The 20975-nt window shown below is 63.6% G+C and carries 23 protein-coding genes; 14 read left to right on the top strand and 9 right to left on the bottom strand.

Annotation, left to right across the window (positions count from 1 at the left end):
- Nucleotides 1–328 precede the first annotated feature (328 nt).
- The 3 genes from IVB23_RS00720 (at nt 329) to IVB23_RS00710 (ending at nt 1929) form a co-directional block, all read left to right on the top strand.
- A complete protein-coding gene (locus IVB23_RS00720) occupies nt 329–916 on the top strand; it encodes a formyltransferase family protein (protein WP_061881741.1) in 588 nt (195 codons plus the stop codon).
- Nucleotides 917–1088: 172 nt separating this feature from the next.
- Entirely contained in the window at nt 1089–1439 is a 351-nt protein-coding gene (locus tag IVB23_RS00715) for a hypothetical protein (protein ID WP_247802206.1), read from the top strand.
- A complete protein-coding gene (locus tag IVB23_RS00710; protein WP_061881742.1) occupies nt 1384–1929 on the top strand; it encodes a hypothetical protein in 546 nt (181 codons plus the stop codon). Before IVB23_RS00715 ends, IVB23_RS00710 begins: the two co-directional genes overlap by 56 nt.
- 49 nt (nt 1930–1978) lie before the next feature.
- Here IVB23_RS00710 and IVB23_RS00705 read toward each other — a convergent pair whose 3' ends face one another.
- Nucleotides 1979–2377 carry a RidA family protein gene (locus IVB23_RS00705; protein WP_061881743.1) on the bottom strand — a complete coding sequence of 133 codons (399 nt, stop codon included), beginning with the start codon at nt 2375–2377 and terminating at the stop codon, nt 1979–1981.
- A 150-nt stretch (nt 2378–2527) separates the two neighbouring features.
- Between IVB23_RS00705 and IVB23_RS00700 the strand changes: the two genes are divergently transcribed.
- A complete protein-coding gene (locus IVB23_RS00700; protein WP_247802205.1) occupies nt 2528–3403 on the top strand; it encodes a DMT family transporter in 876 nt (291 codons plus the stop codon).
- A gap of 201 nt (nt 3404–3604) precedes the next feature.
- Complete coding sequence (locus tag IVB23_RS00695) at nt 3605–5023, top strand: caspase family protein (RefSeq protein WP_061881745.1); 1419 nt, start codon at nt 3605–3607, stop codon at nt 5021–5023.
- Nucleotides 5024–5108: 85 nt separating this feature from the next.
- Here IVB23_RS00695 and IVB23_RS00690 read toward each other — a convergent pair whose 3' ends face one another.
- The gene (locus IVB23_RS00690) at nt 5109–5348 is read right to left on the bottom strand and encodes a BrnA antitoxin family protein (RefSeq protein WP_061881746.1); all 240 of its coding nucleotides are present in this window, start codon (nt 5346–5348) and stop codon (nt 5109–5111) included.
- Between the two features lie 3 nt (nt 5349–5351).
- Nucleotides 5352–6329, bottom strand: coding sequence for a cysteine synthase A (cysK, locus tag IVB23_RS00685; RefSeq protein ID WP_247802204.1), 978 nt, complete (start codon nt 6327–6329; stop codon nt 5352–5354).
- 222 nt (nt 6330–6551) lie between these two features.
- Here cysK and IVB23_RS00680 point away from each other — a divergent pair, with 222 nt between their 5' ends.
- Entirely contained in the window at nt 6552–6770 is a 219-nt protein-coding gene (locus tag IVB23_RS00680; RefSeq protein WP_061881748.1) for a hypothetical protein, read from the top strand.
- An 18-nt stretch (nt 6771–6788) separates the two neighbouring features.
- Here the strand turns inward: IVB23_RS00680 and tgt are convergent, their stop codons facing one another.
- The gene (tgt, locus tag IVB23_RS00675; protein ID WP_197966343.1) at nt 6789–7934 is read right to left on the bottom strand and encodes a tRNA guanosine(34) transglycosylase Tgt; all 1146 of its coding nucleotides are present in this window, start codon (nt 7932–7934) and stop codon (nt 6789–6791) included.
- Nucleotides 7935–8152: 218 nt separating this feature from the next.
- On the opposite strand from tgt, the gene IVB23_RS00670 reads away from it, so the two are divergent.
- The 4 genes from IVB23_RS00670 to IVB23_RS00655 all read left to right on the top strand — a co-directional run bounded on the left by IVB23_RS00670 (nt 8153) and on the right by IVB23_RS00655 (nt 12341).
- The gene (locus IVB23_RS00670) at nt 8153–9337 is read left to right on the top strand and encodes a patatin-like phospholipase family protein (RefSeq protein WP_247802203.1); all 1185 of its coding nucleotides are present in this window, start codon (nt 8153–8155) and stop codon (nt 9335–9337) included.
- Nucleotides 9338–9472: 135 nt separating this feature from the next.
- Nucleotides 9473–10219, top strand: a complete 747-nt coding sequence (locus IVB23_RS00665) for a TetR/AcrR family transcriptional regulator (protein ID WP_247804720.1) — start codon at nt 9473–9475, stop codon at nt 10217–10219.
- A gap of 249 nt (nt 10220–10468) precedes the next feature.
- A complete protein-coding gene (locus IVB23_RS00660) occupies nt 10469–11071 on the top strand; it encodes a PepSY domain-containing protein (RefSeq protein ID WP_247802202.1) in 603 nt (200 codons plus the stop codon).
- A 232-nt stretch (nt 11072–11303) separates the two neighbouring features.
- Complete coding sequence (locus tag IVB23_RS00655) at nt 11304–12341, top strand: aspartate-semialdehyde dehydrogenase (protein WP_247802201.1); 1038 nt, start codon at nt 11304–11306, stop codon at nt 12339–12341.
- 98 nt (nt 12342–12439) lie between these two features.
- Here IVB23_RS00655 and queA read toward each other — a convergent pair whose 3' ends face one another.
- The 5 genes from queA to coaD form a co-directional block, all read right to left on the bottom strand.
- Entirely contained in the window at nt 12440–13513 is a 1074-nt protein-coding gene (queA, locus tag IVB23_RS00650; protein ID WP_247802200.1) for a tRNA preQ1(34) S-adenosylmethionine ribosyltransferase-isomerase QueA, read from the bottom strand.
- Nucleotides 13514–13632: 119 nt separating this feature from the next.
- Nucleotides 13633–14097, bottom strand: coding sequence for a peptidylprolyl isomerase (locus IVB23_RS00645; protein ID WP_018642141.1), 465 nt, complete (start codon nt 14095–14097; stop codon nt 13633–13635).
- Nucleotides 14094–14519: a hypothetical protein gene (locus IVB23_RS00640; protein WP_061881754.1), complete on the bottom strand. Its 426-nt coding sequence runs from the start codon at nt 14517–14519 to the stop codon at nt 14094–14096. Before IVB23_RS00640 ends, IVB23_RS00645 begins: the two co-directional genes overlap by 4 nt.
- Nucleotides 14520–14527: 8 nt before the next feature.
- Nucleotides 14528–15091 carry a peptidylprolyl isomerase gene (locus IVB23_RS00635; RefSeq protein ID WP_028180551.1) on the bottom strand — a complete coding sequence of 188 codons (564 nt, stop codon included), beginning with the start codon at nt 15089–15091 and terminating at the stop codon, nt 14528–14530.
- Between the two features lie 36 nt (nt 15092–15127).
- Nucleotides 15128–15625: a pantetheine-phosphate adenylyltransferase gene (coaD, locus tag IVB23_RS00630; protein ID WP_061881755.1), complete on the bottom strand. Its 498-nt coding sequence runs from the start codon at nt 15623–15625 to the stop codon at nt 15128–15130.
- A gap of 280 nt (nt 15626–15905) precedes the next feature.
- Between coaD and IVB23_RS00625 the strand changes: the two genes are divergently transcribed.
- The 4 genes from IVB23_RS00625 (at nt 15906) to IVB23_RS00610 (ending at nt 20972) form a co-directional block, all read left to right on the top strand.
- On the top strand, nt 15906–16163 hold the full coding sequence (locus IVB23_RS00625) for a hypothetical protein (RefSeq protein ID WP_061881756.1): 258 nt from the start codon (nt 15906–15908) through the stop codon (nt 16161–16163).
- A 200-nt stretch (nt 16164–16363) separates the two neighbouring features.
- Nucleotides 16364–17419 (top strand): aminoglycoside phosphotransferase family protein, encoded by a 1056-nt coding sequence (locus tag IVB23_RS00620; protein WP_247802199.1) that lies wholly within the window; start codon nt 16364–16366, stop codon nt 17417–17419.
- Nucleotides 17397–18148 (top strand): IS5 family transposase gene (locus tag IVB23_RS00615; RefSeq protein WP_247800519.1). Its coding sequence is split into 2 segments (ribosomal slippage): nt 17397–17727 and nt 17727–18148, totalling 753 coding nucleotides; the frame shifts between segments, so codons are not numbered across the junction. Before IVB23_RS00620 ends, IVB23_RS00615 begins: the two co-directional genes overlap by 23 nt.
- Before the next feature lie 523 nt (nt 18149–18671).
- Entirely contained in the window at nt 18672–20972 is a 2301-nt protein-coding gene (locus IVB23_RS00610) for a TonB-dependent siderophore receptor (RefSeq protein ID WP_247802198.1), read from the top strand.
- The last annotated feature ends 3 nt before the right edge of the window (nt 20973–20975 follow it).

Here is a 20975-nt window from a genome sequence, read left to right as displayed (position 1 = left end):
GGCGTGAAAAGGCCGCCGGCGATCACGCCGACGGCCTAAGCCGGGTTCGAAAATGGATGCGGGTTGAAATGTAGCCAGCCCCGGTCGGGGCACATTATCAGCCGATCGAGGACATCTTTGTTAAAATCGAAACACAGGAACCGCTTATCGGTCACTTATCGTCCGACCGTGGCGGCGCGGCAACGCTAGTCCGTGACGCAGAAATAGGTGCACCGAGGCTCGCGCCCGGCGCATTGTTGATAACCCGCGCAAACGCGGCGCGGGTGGTGACAGGGCGTGCTGACGTGTTATCGGGGAATGACGCAGTTGCGAAACGGATCGGACACCCATGCGCATTACCCTCGTCGGCTCCCGCCATTTCGGCGTGACCACCCTGAACATGCTCCGGGAGCACAGCGTCTCGGTCGTCCGGGTCGTGGTAGCCGATGCCGAGGATCGCCTCGCGGCGACCGCGAGGGCCGCCGGAATCGAGGTCGTAGTCCAGGCCAATCCGAAGCTGGTGGTGGCTTCCGAGATCGCCCCCGGCACCGATCTGATCATCACGGCCCACAGCCACGCCCGGATCGGCAAGGACGCGCTCGCCGCCGCCAAGCTCGGCGGGATCGGATATCATCCCTCGCTGCTGCCGCGCCATCGCGGCAAGGCCGCCGTGGAATGGACCATCAAGGAAGGCGATCCGATCGCCGGCGGCACGATCTATCATCTCGCCGACCGTATGGACGCTGGCGCCATCGCGGCCCAGGACTGGTGCTTCGTCAAGAGGGGCGAGACCGCACGGGAGCTTTGGGAGCGCGCGCTGGCGCCGCTCGGGCTCAAGCTGCTGGCCGATGTGATCGACTACGCCAAGGTCCACAAGGCGCTGCCTGCCAAAGTCCAGGACGAACAGTTCGCGACCTCCGCGCCGAGTCTGTCCTGACGTTTACCCTTAATGTGAGCCCGCGTTGATTCTGCTTCGAAAATCGGAGTCGGAATCTCAAATAAACCATTGTACCAACAGGAACAATTTTCGATTTGGCATTGCAACAAATTTCCGTCACATTTCGTCCGAATAAGCGTCAGCGTATCAGACAAATTCAAGGATGGGATTTATGCGTTTTGGTCGCATTGCGGTGTTCTGTGCCGCTTCAGTTTTCACAGGCACCCTCGCCGCCCCCGCTTTCGCCCAGAGCCCCTATGACGGCAATTGGCACGTCACGATCGTGACCAGGAGCGGCTCGTGCGAGCCGACCGCGAGTTCCATGCTGACGGTTGCCGATGGCAAGATCACCGCGCCCGGCGCTAACGTTTCCGGCACCATCGGCCGCGAGGGACTTGTGAAAGTTTCGATCAATGGTGCATATGCCAACGGTCAACTCAACGGCAACGCCGGATCGGGGAAGTGGAATGGAGCATCAGCAGGCATACCTTGCAGCGGGCGCTGGGAAGCATCGCGCCAATAAACCAACGCAGGTTCGTGCCCGAAATCGGCGGCTGTTGATCGCGGCCGCCGTTTTGTTTGCGGCTGCGGCCGCCAATTCCGAAAGCAAGGCGCAATCCGGTCCATTCGCTCCGATGGCAGGAAGCTGGAGCGGCGGCGGCACGGTCAGCCTCGAGGACGGATCGACGGAACGCATCCGTTGCCGGGCCAAATACGCTCCCGTCGGCCCCACAATGGAAATGACGCTGACCTGCGCCAGCGACGCCTACAAGTTCATCCTCTCCGCCAACGTTCAGTCGGCGGGAAATGCCATTACGGGAAGCTGGAGCGAAGCCAGCCGCAACATCTCCGGCTCGCTCCAGGGCCGCGGTGGCGGCGGAAACTTCGAGGTGGTAGCCTCTGCCGCCGGCTTCAACGCCAACATCGCGCTGAGGACGCACGGCAACAAGCAGACCGTCACGATGCGCGCGGACAGCCAGTTCCGCGGCGCCAACATCTCGATGTCGCGCTAAGGCGGACCACAATTATCACAATCGGCCCGGCGGTCTCGCCGGGTCTTTTTTATGCACCCGGCACGAACGCCGTGACCTCGATCTCGACCTTGGCCCGGTCGTCCACGAGGCCGCCGATATAGAGCAGCGTCGAGGGCGGGAAATTTCGTCCGAGCGTTTCCTTCCAGGCCGCACCGATGCCAGCACCAGCCGCTTCATACTCGTTGCGGCTGGTCAGGTACCAGGTCAGGCGGACGATGTGCTCGGGGCCGGCGCCGGCCTCGCCCAGGAGCTTGATGATCCGTTTCAGCGCAGTCGCGACCTGCGCTGCCATGTCGGGCGCGTAATTGCCGGCTTCGTCGCCGCCGGTCTGGCCGGCCAGAACCACCCAACGCCCCGGCCCCTCGACTACGACCCCATGGGAAAAGCCGCGCGGTTTCTTCCACTCGGCCGGCTGCAAGATATGCATGAGCGACGCTCTCCCGATCTTCTCGTTGTCCAGAGATGCCTAGCACGCACCCTGCATCGCTGCATCCGCTGATTTGGCCGTTGCAAACGCCGGTGATGTCGCCGATACCGGCCGTCCCTTCGTGTTTCCTTCCTCCGGCATCCTGCCCCAATGAGCGCGACACCGTCCAGAACGATGGCTGCACTGTGGATGGCCGGCTGGCTGTCGCTGATGCTGGTCATGGCGGTTGCCGGTCGCGAGACGACGCGCGAACTCAATGTTTTTCAAATCATGGAAGTGAGGTCGCTGGTCGGCTTCGTGTTGCTCTCGCCGATCATCTACCGCGCGGGCGGCTTGAAGGTGCTCAAGACATCGCGCCTGACGGAGCATGTCGGGCGCAACCTGGTGCACTATGTCGCCCAGCTCGGCTGGTTCTTTGCGCTGACGCTGATTCCGATCGGCCAGGTGGTGGCGATCGAGTTCACAATGCCGATCTGGACGGCGATCCTCGCGGCAAGCTTCCTGTCCGAGCGGATGACGCCATGGAAGATCGCCGCCATCGTGCTCGGACTCGTCGGGGTGATCGTCATCGTCCGACCCGCGACCGGGGAGATCAATCCGGGCCAGCTCATCGCGCTGGGAGCCGCCATGGGATTTGGCGTGTCGATGGCGCTGGTCAAATCGTTGACCCGCACCGAAAGCGCGCTCTCGATCCTGTTCTGGATGCTGGTGGTGCAATCGGCCGCGGGCTTCGTTCCGACATTGTTCGTCTGGACCTGGCCATCGGTCTATGTCTGGGCCTGGGTCGGCGTGATCGCCGTCTGCGGCACATTTTCACACTATTGCCTCGCCAGTGCGATGCGCTACGCCGACGCGACGATCGTGGTTCCTATGGACTTCCTGCGCGTCCCCCTGACCGCGACCGCCGGCTGGCTCCTGTATTCCGAGCGGCTCGACGCCTGGACCGTCCTCGGCGCGGTGCTGATCCTGGGCGGTAATCTGCTGAATTTGAAGCCCGCTTCGCCCGTTGTCGCTCGCGCGCAGTGAACCTCGCGCCGCCTCGCGCGACAAAACGAAGTGGCCGTGTGATCTGGATCACGTTGGAGGGGCATTCCATCGTGCACATTCGGCCACACAGCAGCGGGTTGACGCAACGAACCGGCCGTTTTGGTGGCGTGACGTCGGGCACTTCGTGTAGGTTCGTTGCCAATTTGTTGCTGCCTGCAATTCGATTCTGGGGATTTCAGAATGCGCTATCTCACCCTCCTCACTTCGCTGGTGTGCATGGCACTGTCGATCGGTGCCGCCAAGGCTGACCGCCGCGTCGCCTTCGTCGTCGGCAACGGCTCCTACAAGAATGTCGCGCAATTGCCGAACCCGCCGATCGACGCCAAGGCGATGGCAGCCACGCTGCGCAACGTCGGCTTCGAGGTCATCGAAGGCTCCAATCTCAGCCGCGACCAGATGACAGAGAAGCTGCTCGATTTCGGCCGCAAGGCGCAGGGCTCCGACATCGCGCTGTTCTATTATGCCGGCCACGGCATCGCCGTCAGCGGCACCAACTATCTTCTCCCGGTCGATGCCGACATCAAATCGGAGATGGACGTCAAGCTAGGGGCCGCCATCAACATCGACCTGACGCTCGAGCAGACCATGGGCGATGCCAAGGTCAAGCTCGTCTTCCTCGATGCCTGCCGCGACAATCCGTTCGCCGCCAAGATCAAGTCGAACGCGGCGACCCGCAGCGTCAACGTGCAGAGCGGTCTCGCCGAGATGAAGTCCGGTGAAGGCACCCTGATCGCCTTCGCCACCGGTCCCGGCCAGACCGCGCTCGACGGCCAGGAGGGTAACAACAGCCCGTTCACCCGCGCGCTGATCGACAACATCACCAAGCCCGGCGTTGAGATCCAGCAGGCGATGACCTCGGTGCGCGCCCAGGTCAATGAAGAGACCCGCAAAGGCCAGCTGCCCTGGGGCCACACCAACCTGACGGGCTCCGTCTATCTCAATCAGGCGCCGACGACCCAGGTCGCCAATGCGGCGCCGACCGCGTCCGGCATCGTGCCGGCGGCGGCCGGGGATGGTGTCGAGCTCGAATACTGGCGCTCGGTCAAGGAGTCCAACAAGCCCGAAGAGCTCAACGCCTACCTCACCGCCTACCCGAACGGCCAGTTCAAGGCGCTGGCGCTGGCGCGCCTCGCGGCGATCAAGAGCGGCGCCTCGACCGCGACCCGCACGCTCAACGCCGGCGTCGATCCCGCGACCTTCACGGACGAAGCCACGCAAGTCACGGAGGACCAGATCGGCCTCGACAAGAACAAGCGCCGCGACGTGCAGCGTCGACTGACGGCGCTAGGGTTCGACACCAAGCAGACTGGGGTATTCAACGACGAGACGCGGTCCGTGCTCAAGCGCTGGCAGACCGCGCGCGGCTATCCCTCGTCGGGTTATCTCAACAAGAACCAGCACAAGGCCCTGCTCGCGGAGATCGTCGCTGCCCCGGCGACCGCCAGCGACACCAGCCAGAAGCCGGCCCGGCGCGCCAGCGCTCCGCCTCCCAGCAGCGCGCCGGCTCCGCAACACCGCAGCAGCCCCGGCGACGCCGCCGGTGCGGCCTTCGTCGGCGGTGTCGTCGGCGGCATGATGGGCGGCATGTTCCGCCGCTGAGCCGAGGCGAGATCGACAACACAAAAGCCCGGCTTACGCCGGGCTTTTTTCTTTGGTCGTCCTCGCAGTGGTGTCGAGTTGGTGCCTACTTCCCCGCAGCTTTCCGCAGCGCCTCGTTGATGCGGTCCTGCCAGCCGGGACCGCCCTCCTGAAAGAACTCCAGCACGTCCTGGTCGATGCGCAGGGTGACCTGCTCCTTGATGCCGGGAACGGCGCTTTGTTTCGGCGGCGCCACGGCGACCTTTGCCGTCACCTTCTTGAACGCCGCCTCCGCTTCCGTTCTGGCATCGCCAAGCGTGCGCGGTCGTCTCGGTTGATCCGCCATCTGCTAGATTCCTTCGAACAGCGCCGTCGAGAGATAGCGCTCGGAGAAAGACGGCACGATCGCCAGGATGGTTTTTCCCGCCGCTTCCGGACGCTTGCCGATCTGCAGCGCGGCCGCAATCGCCGCACCCGAGGAGATGCCGCCCGGGATGCCTTCATGCCGTGACAGCGCGCGCGAAGTTTCGATTGCCGTCGTCGAGTTGATCTTCACGATCTCGTCGATCACGGAACGGTCGAGGATGTCAGGAACAAAGCCGGCGCCGATCCCCTGGATCTTGTGCGGCGTGTGCTGTCCGCCGGACAGCACCGGGCTCTCCTCCGGTTCGACCGCAATCACCCGCAGCGAGGCCTTGCGTGGCTTGAGCACCTGGCCGACGCCGGTGATCGTTCCGCCTGTGCCGACGCCGGCCACGAAGAAATCGATGTTGCCGCCGGTGTCGTTCCAGATTTCCTCCGCGGTGGTGCGGCGGTGCACCTCGGGATTGGCGAGGTTCTTGAATTGCTGCGGCATCACCGAGTTCGGCGTCGTCTTCACCAGCTCCTCGGCGGCTGCGATCGCGCCCTTCATGCCTTGCGCCGCCGGCGTCAGCACCAGTTCGGCGCCGAGAAAAGCCAGCATCTTGCGCCGCTCGATCGACATCGACTCCGGCATCACCAGCTTGAGCCGGTAGCCGCGCGAGGCCGCCACGAAGGCGAGCGCAATACCGGTATTGCCGGAGGTCGGCTCGATCAGCACGGTGTCGGGCTTGACGATGCCCGCCTTCTCCATCGCGATGATCATGGCCGCGCCGATGCGGTCCTTCACACTTGCTGCAGGATTGAAATATTCAAGTTTTGCCAAAATGGTCGCGTTTACGCCGTGCAGGCCGGGCAGCCGGCGCAAGCGCACGATGGGCGTGTTGCCGAACGCGTCGACGATCGAGTCATAGATCCGGCCGCGGCCGGCTTGGTGCGCTGCACCCGTAGCGGAAGATGCGTCCATGATGAACTCCCTGTGGCAACGATCTGCACTTCCATCGCGGCCATTGCGCAGTTACAGACAGCTTGCGGCGACACGCAAGCGACAATGCGGCACATGTTAAATACGCTGCATCGCAAAATCACGTGAGCGGTAAAATCAGAAAACCTACGCATTTGTGTTGCGACCTCGTCAACTGATTCTGCTTATGTTAGACTTAGGTCTCAAAGCAGGGAGGTCACCACGATGTCAGCGGTTGCTGAAGTGATGTCGACCGTAGCGCTAAGGCGTGATCCGCGTTGCAGCGAGTTGCCTACGTGTCCCGTCTGCGCCGACTCCATGGTCGCCGCCGAAGCTTCCGCCTACGTCTCGGACCACATGATCAGCTATCTCTGGACCTGCGACAATTGCGGCTATGGCTTCGTGACCAAGCACGCCCTGAAGCAACGCTTCACCTGCAACTGATGTTGACTTGCAACTGATCTAGCGCGGGGCGATGTCGCCCCTCGCCCAGTCCTCGCGCGTGCGCTGATAGAACTCGTCGAATTGTCCCTGCGCGATCGCACCTCTGATGCCCTGCATCAGGAACTGGTAATAAGCGATATTGATCTCGGACAGCAGCATCGCGCCCAACGTCTCGCCCGCCTTGACGAGATGATGCAGATAGGCACGCGCGTAGTTGCGCGCCGCAGGCCATGAGCTCTCTTCGTCGAGCGGACGCGGATCGTCGGCGTGGCGCGCATTGCGCAGATTCACCTGGCCGAAGCGCGTGAAGGCGACGCCATGCCGGCCATTGCGCGTCGGCATCACGCAATCGAACATGTCGATGCCGCGCTTCACGGCTTCGAGGATGTCGTCCGGCGTGCCGACGCCCATCAGGTAGCGCGGGCGTTCTCTCGGCAGCAATGGTGCGGTCTCGTCGATCATCGCCAGCATCACTGCCTGCGGTTCGCCAACCGCAAGACCGCCGATCGCATAGCCATGGAAGCCGATCGTAACGAGGCCTTCGGCGCTCGCATGACGTAGTTGGGGGATGTCGCCGCCCTGCACGATCCCGAACAGCATGTAGCCGTCCGGGGCGCTCTCGAAGGCGCGCTTGCTTCTCTCGGCCCAGCGCAGCGACAATTGCATCGCGCGCTCGATGTCGGCGCGCTCGGCCGGAAGCCGCACGCATTCGTCCATCTGCATGGCGATGTCGGAGCCTAGCAAACGCTGCACCTCGATCGAGCGCTCCGGCGACAGCTCGACCTTGGCACCGTCGATATGCGAGCGGAAGGTGACGGCGTTCTCGCTGACCTTGCGCAAATCCGCCAGCGACATCACCTGGAAGCCGCCGGAATCCGTCAGCATCGGTCCGTTCCAGCCGGTGAACCGCTGCAATCCACCGAGCGCGGCGATCCGCTCCGCGCTCGGACGCAGCATCAGGTGGTAGGTGTTGCCCAGCACGATGTCGGCGCCGGCATCGCGCACCTCGCGCCAATGCATCCCCTTCATGGCACCGGCGGTGCCGACCGGCATGAAGGCCGGCGTCCGCACAACGCCATGCGGCGTGGTCAGCCGCCCGGTGCGCGCGGCCCCATCGGCGGCGAGCACTTCAAAGTGATTGGGGAGATCATTGTCCGGATTCATGGCGGTGCTTATTGCGTGTCGGGGCAGGCCGATCAACCCGCCAGACCGCGCTCCCGCCGATTTATGCTCCAGACTGGGACAGCAATTCGCACGAGGGATCGGCGCTCTCCGCCCTTGCCAAACAAAACGATACCGTGTAGTTTTGTCTTGGGGACTGGACGGGATGCCGCGGGCGAATTTGCCGGCGGTCGTACATGCGTGATCGCCAGCCACCGACAATGCCCACCCCTTCATGTTCGACCGACGCATCCGTCTCCACGTGTGACCGGATCAGGCAGACTATCGTCCGCCTGACCGGATCGCTGGTCCTGGTGTGCAGCCTGGCGCTCGGCGCCTGCACCTCCCTGCCCCGCACGCCCTATACGGCCGCGGAAGCCAGCACGTCGCGCGTGCTCGATATCGACGGCCTCCGGCGCTACGCCGACGATCCCGTCACGAAATTCAGCTTCGAGAAGACCAACAGCACCGCGACGAGATCCTATCTGGCGCTGTCCGGCGGCGGTGCCGACGGCGCCTATGGCGTCGGCGTGCTCAACGGCTGGACCGCGGCCAGAACCCGCCCCACCTTCACCGTCGTCTCGGGCGTCAGCACCGGCGGCCTGATCGCGCCGTTTGCGTTCCTCGGCCCGCAATATGACGACACGCTGAAGGAGGTCTACACCAGCGGCATCGCGGAGAGCCTCCTGAACGATCCCAGCATCATGCGCGTGCTGTTCGGATCCGGCCTGTTCGGCAACACGCGGCTGCGCGAGTTGGTCGCGCGCTATGTCGGTCCGGAGATCCTGGCGCAAGTCGCGCGCGAAAATGCGAAGGGTCGGAAGCTGCTCGTGGTGACGACCGACCTCGACACCCAGCGCACCGCGATCTGGGACATGGGCAAGATCGCCGCGGTCGGAACGCCTGAGGCCCTGAAGCTGTTTCGCGACGTAATGGCGGCCTCGGCCAGCATTCCCCTGGTGTTTCCGCCGATCATGATCGATGCCGAAGGCCAGGGCCGCAAGTTTCAGGAGATGCATGTCGACGGCGGCGTGACGGCCCCGGTGCTGACATTGCCGGAAGCCCTGCTGTTCCAGAGCGGCCGCATGCCCGGCAGTGCGAGGATGGACATCTACATCCTGGTCAACAAGAAGATCGAGCGCAACTTCGAGCTCGTCTCCAACGGCACCATCGACGTTGCCTCACGCAGCCTGTCGGCAATCACCCAATCGCAGACGCGCTCGATCATCTTCTCGACGTACGATTTCGCCAAGCGCAACCGACTGGGATTCCATCTCTCCTACATCGCGCGCGACTACCCCGCCCCGCCGTCCGAAGGGTTCGATACCACCTATATGCGGGCGCTGTATCAGTACGGATACGAGAAGGCTGCATCCGGCCAGGCCTGGACCTCGACGCTTCCGTGAATGCGCGTGACGGAACGAGGCAATACCGAAACCGTTGACGATATGGCCAATTCGGCCAGATTCGCGATGACGCCTCCGCTCCTGCGCGATATAGAGCGAATGACCGATATCACGACCGCGCAGGAATCATTGGGCATGGGATTGACTGCGACCAGGACAAAACCGGCAGTACCACGGCGCGAGGTGCCGAAATCCCGCGGCGGCCGGCCGACGAAGTCAGCCGCGATCGAGCGCGACCAGCGGCTGATCGAGGTCGCCACCCGCCTTTTCCTGGATCGCGGCTTCGAGGCGACCTCGCTCGATGCGGTCGCGGAAGCGGCCCGGGTGAGCAAGCCCACGGTCTATTCGCGCTATGGCGACAAGCGCGGGCTGTTCGCGGCCGTTCTGAGGCGGGAGATCGCGCGCTGGCTCGCGCCGCTGTCGGCCGCGGCAGAGACCCAGCTGAGCAGCGCCGCCGACATTTCGGTCGAGCAGCGGCTGGTCGAGATCGGGCGCGAGATGCTCTCATTCACCTGCGGTCCCGATGCCGTCGCCTTCAGCCGCATGATGACGTCGCAGGCCATCAACTTCCCTGACGTCGCCAAGCTCGGCAAGGAGGAAGGCTGGCTCAAGGCCGTCGCCACCACCGCGCGCTTCTTCGACCATCTGGTGGCGCAAGGTGCGCTCGATGTCGAAGACACCACCATCGCAGCCGAGGTGTTCCTCGACGTCGTCGTTGGACACACCCACCGCCTGGCGACATTCGGAACGGCGCTCGAGCCGAAATCGGCCGAGAAGCGCATGCGCATTGCGATCAGACTGTTCCTTGCCGGTGCCCTGGGTCCTGCCGACCGGGTCCGGGACGCCGCAAAGGGTCCGGCACGCCGCCGCTCCTCCCGCTGACGATTCCGTGAGCTGACGCTCTTTCCCCCAAGGGGCCGTCGCAACGGCATTGACCGAAACAAAACGATACGGTATTGTTTAGTTATAAGTTGGTACGGGCCGCTTTTTCACCAGCCCCGAAGAGGTCCGGACCACTTCGATCGTCACGGCAGGCAGAGCCCGCCGTGGCGTTCCGCGGCCGGCCTTGCCCAGGCCGGCCGCGAATTCTTTACGTTCATCCGGCACACTCGCAGGCCGAAGGTTTCGAGCATGACGACAGCCAGACGACGGACCTTGCAACTGCTTGCGATCGCCTTGCCCGCGCTGCTCTTCGCCGCGCCGTCGCGGGCGATCGTGACCGCGGACACGCCGACCGCGCTCCACAACGACATAGATGGTGATGCCGAAGCAGACCGCCAGGCAGTCACCCGCGAGATCGAACGCTTCCGCAGCTCGTCGATCACGATCAGCCAGGCCATGGCGATCGCGGAAGCCCGCCATGCCGGCGCCACCACCGCCGACGTGAGTTTCGACGGCGCTTCAGTCGTCCCGGTCTACCGGGTGAAGACCCTGCACAACGACCGGATTTGGCGCCACACCATCAATGCGGCGACCGGCGAGCTCGTCGGTGGCGAGGCCGCCCTGCCCCTCACCGAGCTCGACAACGAGGACCGCAGCAACCTCGCAGCGCTCGGTGCGATCAGGCACCGCCTTGCCGATGCCGTGCGCGTCGCCGAGCGCGCAGCCTCGGGCAAGGCCATCAGCGGCGGCCTCGTGCGCGAACGCGGCCGGCTCAATTTTGCGATCGTCGTGATCAGCGGCGACGACCTCAAGGAGGTCATCCTGGAGCCGCCGGGCGCCCGAGCCCGATAGCGACAGATTTTCCCCCGGTACCGACCGGGGCGAAAAGCCATTGACGGCCGCAAGACTCTCCCGCATAAGTCGCCGCCATGTTCACGACCACCAAACGCACGACCAAAACCACCACGGCCTCAGGGGCCCGGGGAGGCGTGCGCGCGTAGTCGTCGACGAAAACGCATCAGCTCTACGGCAAGCCCCGCACTCGATGGTCCGGGGCTTTTTTGTTGTCTGGATTTCAAAAGCAATGGAGGACAAAGTGAGTAACGATCCCGTCGTCGCGATTGTCGGCGTCACCGGTGCGGTGGGCGCCGAATTCATCGCCACCATGGACAAGCGCGGCTTTCGCATCAGTAGGCTCAAGGCGTTCGCCAGTGCCCGCTCGGCCGGCAAGACGGTGTCGTTCCGCGGCCAGAACGTCGTCATCGAGGAGCTGACCGAGCGCGCCTTCGAGGGCGTCGACATCGCCCTGTTCTCCGCCGGCGGCAGCATCTCCAGGAAGTTCGCGCCGATGGCGGTCAAGGCCGGCGCCGTGGTGGTCGACAACTCCTCCGCCTTTCGCATGGACCCGAACGTGCCGCTAGTGATCCCTGAAATCAACGCCAGCCGTATCCGCGACCACAAGGGTATCATCGCCAACCCCAACTGCGCCGCAATCACCGCGCTGGTGCCGCTGTGGCCGATCCACCAGCAGAACCGCATCAAGCGCGTCATCATCTCGACCTACCAGGCAGCCTCCGGCGCAGGTGCCGCCGCAATGGACGAGCTCGTCGAATCCACCCGCGCCAACCTCAACGGGCAGGTCTATACGCCCAGGGTGATGCCGCACCCCTACGCCTTCAATCTCTTCAACCACAACACCGCCGTCGATCCCGACACTGGCTACAACGACGAAGAGACCAAGGTCATCAAGGAAACCCGCAAGATCTTCGAGGACGACACCATCGCGGTCGGCGTCACCTGCGTCCGCGTGCCGGTGCTGCGCGCCCATTGCGAGGCCATCACCTTCGAATGCGAGAAGCCGATTACGGAGGACGAGGTCCGCGCCATCATGGCGCAGGCGCCCGGTGTGAAGGTCGTCGACGATCGCGTCAGGAACTACTTCCCGATGCCGATCGACGCCTCGGGCCAGGACGACGTCCTGGTCGGCCGCATCCGCAAGGACCTCAGCGACGCTAGCGGGCATTCGATCTCGATGTTCGTCGCGGCCGACCAGCTGCTCAAGGGGGCGGCGCTGAATGCGGTACAGATTGCCGAGCTGCTGCCCCAGCGGGTGTTGGCGTAACGGAAGGTGCGTAGGGTGGATTAGCCGAAGGCGTAATCCACCTCTTGTGCTTCCGCGGAGACGAGCGGCGGTGGGTTACGCCTTGCGGCTAACCCACCCTACCGCTCCGCCCGAAACAACAGGCATGCATCGCCATACGAATAGAACCGATACCCGTTCGCGATGGCGTGCGCATAGGCCTGCTTCATCGTCTCGAGCCCCGAGAAGGCAGAGACCAGCATGAACAGCGTCGACTTCGGCAGATGAAAATTGGTCACCAGGACATCGACGGCGCGGAAGCGATAGCCGGGCGTGATGAAGATCGCGGTCTCGGCCGCGAAGGGCTGGATCGTGCCGTCCTCGCCCGCCGCGCTTTCCAAGAGGCGCAATGACGTCGTGCCGACCGCGACGATGCGGCCGCCGTTCTTTCGCGCCGTGTTGAGCCGCTGCGCCGTCTCGGTCGAGATCGTGCCCCACTCGGCATGCATCTTGTGGCCCTCGGTGTCGTCGACCTTGACCGGCAGGAACGTCCCTGCCCCCACATGCAGCGTGACACGCTCGATGCCGACGCCGCGCGCGCGCAATGCCTGCTCCAGTGCCGGGGTGAAATGCAGACCCGCGGTCGGCGCCGCCACCGCGCCTTCGTTGGCCGCGAACATGGTCTGGTAGTCGGCAAGATCCTGGTCGTCAGGCGTGCGCTTGGATGCGATGTAGGGCGGCAGCGGCGGGCTGCCGAGATCGGCGATCGCCTGGTCGAGCGCCGGGCCATGAAACGAGAACGACAGCGTCACCTCGCCCTCGCCGCCCTTGGCCTCGACCTCGGCATCGAGATGGCCGAGCAGGCACACCTTGCCCTCGTTGCCGAAACGGATGCGGTCGCCGGCCATGAGCTTCTTCGCCGGCTTCACCAGCGCCTGCCAGCGCGAGCCGTCGAGCCGCTTGATCAGCGTCGCCTCGATCTTCGGCTCAGTCTCGCGCCCGATGCGGCGGCCCTTCAACTGCGCCGCGATCACCTTGGTGTCGTTGACGACGAGCTGATCGCCCGGCTTCAGCCATTGCGGCAGGTCGGCGACAAACTGATCGCGCAACGTGCCGTTCTCCACCACCAGCATCTTGGCGGAGTCGCGCGGGCTCGCCGGGCGCAAGGCAATGCGCTCGGCGGGCAGGTCGAAATCGAACAGATCGGTGCGCATACCCAGAACTTGTCATCGCCCGCGCAGGCGGGCGATCCAGTACTCACGATCTTAGTCGTAACCACCCCTGGTGGTTACTGGATGCCCGCCTGCGCGGGGCATGACACCGGCAAAGCCGCTTATTCCTTGTCCGCGGCCATCCGCGCCTTGACGATCTTGTCGGGGTTCTGCACCGGCTCGCCGCGCTTGATCTTGTCGACGTTCTCCATGCCCTCGGTGACCTTGCCCCACACCGTGTACTGGTTGTCGAGGAAGCGGGCGTCGTCGAAGCAGATGAAGAACTGGCTGTCGCCGGAATCGGGGTTGGCGGCGCGGGCCATCGAGGCGGTGCCGCGCACATGCGGCTCCTTGTTGAACTCGGCCTTCAGCTTCTTGCCGGAGCCGCCGGTGCCGGTGCCGTGCGGACAGCCGGTCTGCGCCATGAAGCCCTCGATCACGCGGTGGAACACGATGCCGTCATAGAAGCCCTCGCGCACGAGCTCCTTGATGCGCGCCACGTGGCCGGGCGCGAGATCTGGCCGCATCTCGATGGTGACGGGGCCCTGCGTGGTCTCGAGGATCAGGGTGTTTTCGGTGACGCTCATGCTCGTCTCTCTTGTGTTGGGGGTGAAGTCTTGTCAGGTGACGTTTTGCGGTTGCGGAACTGGATCGCGAACGGACGTCCCGCGGCGGCGCCGGCCATTGCATCGGTAAATGGCATCGGCGTGCAGCGTTGCAACGCCTCCATCACCGCGATCCGGTATTGCAGCCGGTCATTGTCGGAGGCCTCCGCGGATTCATAGGTAATCCTCGGATGGCCCAGGATGTTTCCGGCCCGGTTAAAGCTCACCACGACGGTGATGTCGAGTGGGCGGGCCTTGGCCGGCGATGGCGGTCTCCAGCAGGTAAGCAAGTGCCGGAAAATGTCCTGGATGGTGTTGACCTGCGCGTCCTCCGCGGCCGTGCTGGAGACGCCGAGCAGCAGCATCGCGGCAACCAGCAGCAGCTTGCCACCGCGGCGCGCCATGGTCGCTCCTATTTGATGTCGGAGGCGACCTGAACCTTCACCATCTTGTCGGGATCGGTGACGGAGCCGCCTGGCGAGCCCGGGGGCGCCTTCTTCAGCTTGTCGACGACGTCCATGCCCTGCACGACCTCGCCGATCACGGTGTACTGGCCGTCGAGGCTGCCGCCATCGGCGAACATGATGAAGAACTGGGAGTTGGCGCTGTCGACACTGTCGCCGCGCCGGGCCATGCCGACGATGCCGCGGGCGAAATGCACCTTGGAGAATTCCTGCTTCAGGTTCGGGTATTTCGAGCCGCCGGTGCCGTTGAAATTCTGGCCGTCGCCCGTCTGCGCCATGAAGCCGTCCATGACGCGATGAAACGGCACGTTGTTGTAGAAGCCCTCCCGCGCGAGCTGCTTGATGCGCTCGGCATGCTGCGGCGCGATGTCGGTCCTGAGCTTGATGACGATGCGGCCCTTGGTGCTGTCGATGACGATGGCGTTGGCCTTGTCGAGGTTCGCCGGCAATTGCTGCGCCACCGCCGGCACCGCGAACAGAAGCGCGGCAAGAACTGCGAGAATTCGGATCATGACAACTCCGGTCAGGATGAGAAAGGAAGCGGGCCGTTATCCGGCGAATTTGGCCTTGAGCTGTGCAGCGACCTGCGGCGGGACGAAGGCCGAGACATCCCCGCCCATGCCGGCGATCTGGCGCACCAAAGTGGCGGTGATCGGGCGGACCATGGGAGAGGCCGGCAGGAAGACCGTATGCACCTCGGGCGCCATCGCCTCGTTCATGCCGGCGAGCTGCATCTCGTAGTCGAGGTCGGTGCCGTCGCGCAGGCCCCGGATCATGATCGTCGCGCCGTGCTTGCGCGCCGAGGTAACCGACAGATCGTCGAAGGTCACAGCCTCGAGCACGCAGCCAGCCTGGGCTGCCACGGGCCCGCAGACGTCATGGAGCATCTTCAACCGCTCCTCGGTCGAGAACAGCGGCTTCTTGCCCGGGTGCACCCCGATCGCGACCACGAGCCTGTCGCACAGCGAAGCGCTGTGCCGGACCACGTCCAGGTGGCCGTTGGTGATGGGATCGAAGGAACCGGGATAGAAGGCAATGCGCGGCATGGCTCCCTCCTACCGCGCCCGGCCCGGCCCGGCAAGCCGGGCAGGTTCCTTGCCCGTTTCTTGCCCGCTTCCTGGCACGTCGCCCGGAAATGTCTCGCTGGACGTGTCGGCCATGGCTGGTTTGTTTCGTCCCCGGGCAGCCACGAAACAAAACGGAGCGAGAACGAAACCATTTCCCGCATCGGCGAAGACGTCCGGAAACTGGCCATGGTTACTAATCCGGTCAACGAATGACGGGCCGCACACCGGGCGTGAGCGGCCGCATCACAGGGGACCGTCAATGATCAAGACCCTTTCAGCGATCGCACTCTCTGCATGTGTTGCCGGAGCGCTCACCCTCCTGCCCGGCTTTGCCCCCACCGTCGAAGCCAGCGTGCCGCAGCCGCTGGCCAAGAGCGACCGGCTCGACATCCGCACCATCGGAAAGGACTGCTCGCAGCAGGCCTGGCCGAACTTCGAGGCCTCCTGCCTGCGCACCGCCGGCACGAAGACCAATGTCCGCGAGGCGCGCCTCGTGACTGCCGATCGGACCCCGTAGGCCCTGTCAGATTCGCGTCAGCCACCCCCTTCCAGGCCTGTACCAGTAGCAATTTGCGGCGTACCTTTGCAGACTGTTTGATGTTCGCGCCCCTCGGAAATGGTCCGTTGGGCGCGATTGCTTTGGGGGCGCATTTGTCCCGTACGTCCGTGAAGGAGTCGCCATAGTGCAGACCGCCCGCGCTGCACGAGGCAGCACGAATGTCCAACGATCCGCCTCTGCAGCTGAAGCCACGGCTGGCAATCTCGGTCGATCAGGCGCAAGTGATCGTCCGTCACGCAATTCCCCATGCGGCGGTGCAGGACGTGATCGAACTGCATGGCGGAGAGATCGGTACCGTCCTGGAAATCGCGGTGACGGATTCGCCCGCCTGCGTACTCAAGGCTTACCCTGCATCGCTGCAGTGGAAGATGGCGAAGGAGATCTACGTTCTGGGGCTTCTTCGTGACGTCAACGTAGTCGTTCCCAGCGTACTGTTCGCCGACGACACAAGATCGGTGATCGACCACAACTACGTTCTCATGACCAAGCTCGATGGTGCGGTGCTCGGCCGACGAGAGGCAGCGCTGACGGCCTCACAACTGTTCGACATCTATGCGGAGATGGGCGCGGCTCTGCGCAGGATCAATGACGTGACCCTCGACAGTTTCGGCTATATCGGCCCGAGCGGCGTCTGGACGGCATATCCGAGCAATCATGCCTACATGTCCGCGCAGTTCGACAAGAAGCTGAAGGAGTTTTGCACGCTTGGGGGAGATCCCGCGCTTGCCGAGCGGCTCCGACGCGATCTCGCAGGTCGTGAGCATCTGTTCGACGCGGCAGCCAGCCCCAGCCTGTGCCACTACGACTTTCACGCCGGAAACATTTTGGTCACGTCGCAGAGCGAGCCTCGCCTGTCGGGAATTGTCGATTTCGAGAATGCGACGTCCGGCGATCCGCTGATGGATATCGCGAAGGCGATCTATTATTTCACGCCCGAGGATGCGCCGAAGCGAGATGGACTGCTCGCGGGCTATGGCGAAATTGAACGCCCCGACTGGCAGGAAACACTCGATCTCTACCGCGTATATTGCACGCTCGAATTATGGTGCTGGATGGCGCAGATCGGCAAGCGGGAGGCGCTTGCGCGTCTTTCGAATGAGCTGGCGAATGCCAGATGCGACGGCGGTGTCCGCCTAGGGCCTGTTTGGATTCAGGATTCTCATTTGGGCTTGGCTGTGATTCAAGCTTGGGATGAACCGATTCGTTTTGACTGACGCCCAATGGGCGAAGATGGAACCACATTGTCTTGGCAAGCCGGCTGATCCCGGCCGGAGCGGCAAGAACAACCGGCTATTTGTCGAAGCAGTCTTGTGGATCGCCCGGACAGGCAGCCCATGGCGCGATCTGCCGCGCGCCTTCGGCAACTGGATAACCGTATACACGCGTTTCCGCGACTGGGCGAAGGCAGGTGTCTGGAAGCGTCTGTTCGATGCGGTCTCGGACGAGCCGGACATGGAATACGTCATGGTCGATGCCACCATCGTCAAAGTCCACCGCCACGGACAGGGCGCAAAAGGGGGACGCAAAACCAAGCCATCGGCCGCTCGAAAGGCGGTATGACCACCAAAATCCTGGCACTTACCGACGCGCTCGGTAATCTCGTGCGTTTCGTGCTGCTGCCCGGCCAGCGCTTCGACACGGTCGGCGTCTCGCCGCTTATCGAAGGGCTGGCCTTCGATGCGCTGATCGCAGACAAGGCGTTCGACAGCAATGCCATCATCGCCGACCTCGACAAGCGCGGCGCCAAGGTGGTCATTTCCCAGCACCCACGTCGCGCCAAGCCTCTCGCCATCGACAAGGAAATGTACAAATGGCGGCATCTGATCGAAAATTTCTTCTGCAAGCTCAAGGAATTCAAGCGGATCGCCATGCGCGCCGACAAAACCGATTTGAGCTTCGAAGCAATGATCAATCTGACCGCCGCCGTGACAAACTCAAGATGAATCCAAACAGACCCTAGTCTAGGTGCGATTCGCGCTCCCGGCCGCTTCCGTGACGCGCTCGATCGAGACGACGTCTCGCCGCACGCAGGCTCGTGGCAAAGCCGACGTTCCGCCCGCGATCGCTGACTGGTGGAGTTCGGCGTGATGGCCTACCTGGGAGTGTGCGACATTCGAGCGCAACTGAATCTTGTCTGGCTCCGTCGCCAGACATGCGCAGCAACAAATTCCAACGTCCTGTCGATCAGTTAGCTTCGTTATTTTAGAAATTCTAAGAATGCTTCCAGTTGTGACATTTCGAGCGATTCAAAGTTCGATCGCCTCGACACTCCCGTTGTCGGCCATCTAACACGCGCAAGGGTGCGAGGTCGCGTGAGGTCAGAATGATCATCCCGCCGGCGCGGCAATCGCCGGATGGGGTGCTGATATGGAATGCGACGGACACGGCCCGCGTGGTCGTGCGGATCATCTTTCGAGTAACACTTTCAAGAACACCACGAGCTTACTCGCACTCGGCTGCTTGCTGATGGCGGCCACGCCTGGCAACGCGCAGAGCGCCGGCCCGTCCGGCGCGTCCACCTTGCCGCCGGTGACGGTCGACGCTCCCGTTCAACGCGCACAACGTCCGGTGCAGCCGCGCCGCGACGCCACGGCGCGAGGCAATGCAAGCCGGCGCCCCGCTCAGCAGAGCAGCTCATCGCAGCAGCCCGCGCCTTCCGCACTGGTGGGAACCGCAGCGCGCGTCAATGCCGGGACCAAAGGCTTCCTCGCGACGCGAGCCTCCGGCGCGACCAAGACGGATTCACCGATCATCTCGACGCCAGCATCGATCGCCGTCATCACCCGCGACGAAATCGACGTGCGGCGCGCACAGAGCGTCCGCGATCTCATGCGCTACGCACCCGGCATCTATTTCAGCAACGATACCGACTTTCGCTTCCAAGAGGTCAGGGCGCGTGGATTCACCGTCGAGCAATATCTGGACGGTTTGCGCCTGCAGGGCGGACCGTTCGGCTTTCCGCGCGTCGATCCCAATCTTATCGAGCGCGCCGAACTCATCACTGGACCAGCGTCGATCCTGTACGGTGCGGCCTCGCCGGGCGGCATCCTCAACATGGTGAGCAAGCGCCCGACCGAAAAGGCCTTCGGCGAGGTCTCGCTGCAAACCGGCTCGTTCGACCGCATTCAGGGTGCGTTCGACGTTGGCGGCCCCGTGGACAAGGACAAGACCCTGCTCTATCGGATCACCGGCATCGGGCTCAACGCCAACACGCAGGTCGACAATATCGGCGAGCAAAGGTTCGCGATTGCGCCAGCCTGGACCTGGCGTCCGAATGTCGACACGACGATCACCTTCCTGACCAGCTACCGGCAGGACCCGAAGGGCGGAGCTTTCGCACTGTTGCCGATCCAGGGCACGCTGGTGCCCGGCACCTACGGGCAAATTCCGAGGAATTTCTTCGCCGGCGACCTCAACTATGAGAGCCTCAAATACAAGCAGGCAACCGCCGGCTACGAATTCGAGCACCGCTTCGACGACGTCTTCACCGTGCGGCAGAACGTGCGCTATCTGCACAATGAGCTCAACTATGTCGAAGTGCAGCCCAGCGCCTTCACGACGACGGGCGCCGGTGCCACGCTTCGGTTGGTCGACGGCCGCACCATCAGGCGAAACTTCTTCTCGACCAACGAGAATCTCGACACGTTTGCCGCCGACAACCAGCTCCAGGCCAAATTCAACATGGGACCGTTGCAGCACACCGTGCTCGCCGGCTTCGACTACCAGCGATTCGACTTCAACAATTTCGCCCGCTTCGCCGCTACCAACATACTCGACATTCTGGCACCGAATTACACCCAGAACATCCTGGTTCCGACCGCGCCGTTCCAGAACCTCGACCAGCACCTGCAACAGCGCGGCCTCTATGTTCAGGACGAGGCGAAGCTCGGGCGGCTGACCGTGCTCGGCGGCATCCGCTACGACTGGGCCGAGGGCAACACGCTGGCCCAAAATACCGGCGTGCGCGTCCTCAACGACGATCAGAAACCGACCGGTCGTATCGGCGCGATCTACAATTTTGATAGCGGCGTCGCGCCCTATGTCAGTTACTCGACGTCATTCCAACCGACCAGCGTCGGCACGCTGGTCAACGGCCAGCCCGGCAAACCAACCACCGGCGAGCAGTATGAGGCCGGGGTAAAATACCAGCCGGTCGGCACCAATTTGATGTTCACGGCTGCCATCTACGACCTCAAGCAGCGGAATGTCCTGACCACCATCACCGGCCCCGGCGTTCCGCCCAACACCACCGCACAGATCGGCGAGGTCAGCTCGCGCGGCTTCGAGGGATCGGTGGTCGGAAGCCCCCTGCCCGGCCTGAGCCTGCGTGGGCAATATACCTATCTCGACAACCGGATCACCGCGCCCCAGGACGCCGATTTCGGCAAGCGGCTCGCCCTCACGCCGATGCACACGGCCTCGCTGTGGGCCAACTACGTGGTGCAAAACGGCCTGGCTGCCGGCTTTGGCTTCGGCGGCGGCGTCCGATACATTCACGAGATGTACACGACCAATGCGAACAACCTTACCGTTCCCACCATCGTTCCCGGCGTCTCCGTGCCCGCCAATGTGATCCCGGCCAGCACTGTGTTCGACGCAGCGCTCTCCTACGATTTCGGAATGCGGCGCAAGGAGTGGAAGGGCCTCAGCGCGGCGCTGAACGTCAACAACGTGTTCGACAAGACCTATGTCTCGTTCTGCACGGCCGGTGGTTGCCGCTGGGCGCTGGGACGAACGGTGTTGGGGACGCTGACCTACCGGTGGTGATGG

Origin of the sequence: Bradyrhizobium sp. 191 (assembly GCF_023100985.1) — a bacterium.
In the GTDB taxonomy this organism is placed as follows: Bacteria; Pseudomonadota; Alphaproteobacteria; order Rhizobiales; family Xanthobacteraceae; genus Bradyrhizobium; species Bradyrhizobium diversitatis.
The sequence above is the reverse complement of the archived record's forward strand: the minus strand, read 5'-3'. Positions and strand labels throughout refer to the sequence as shown.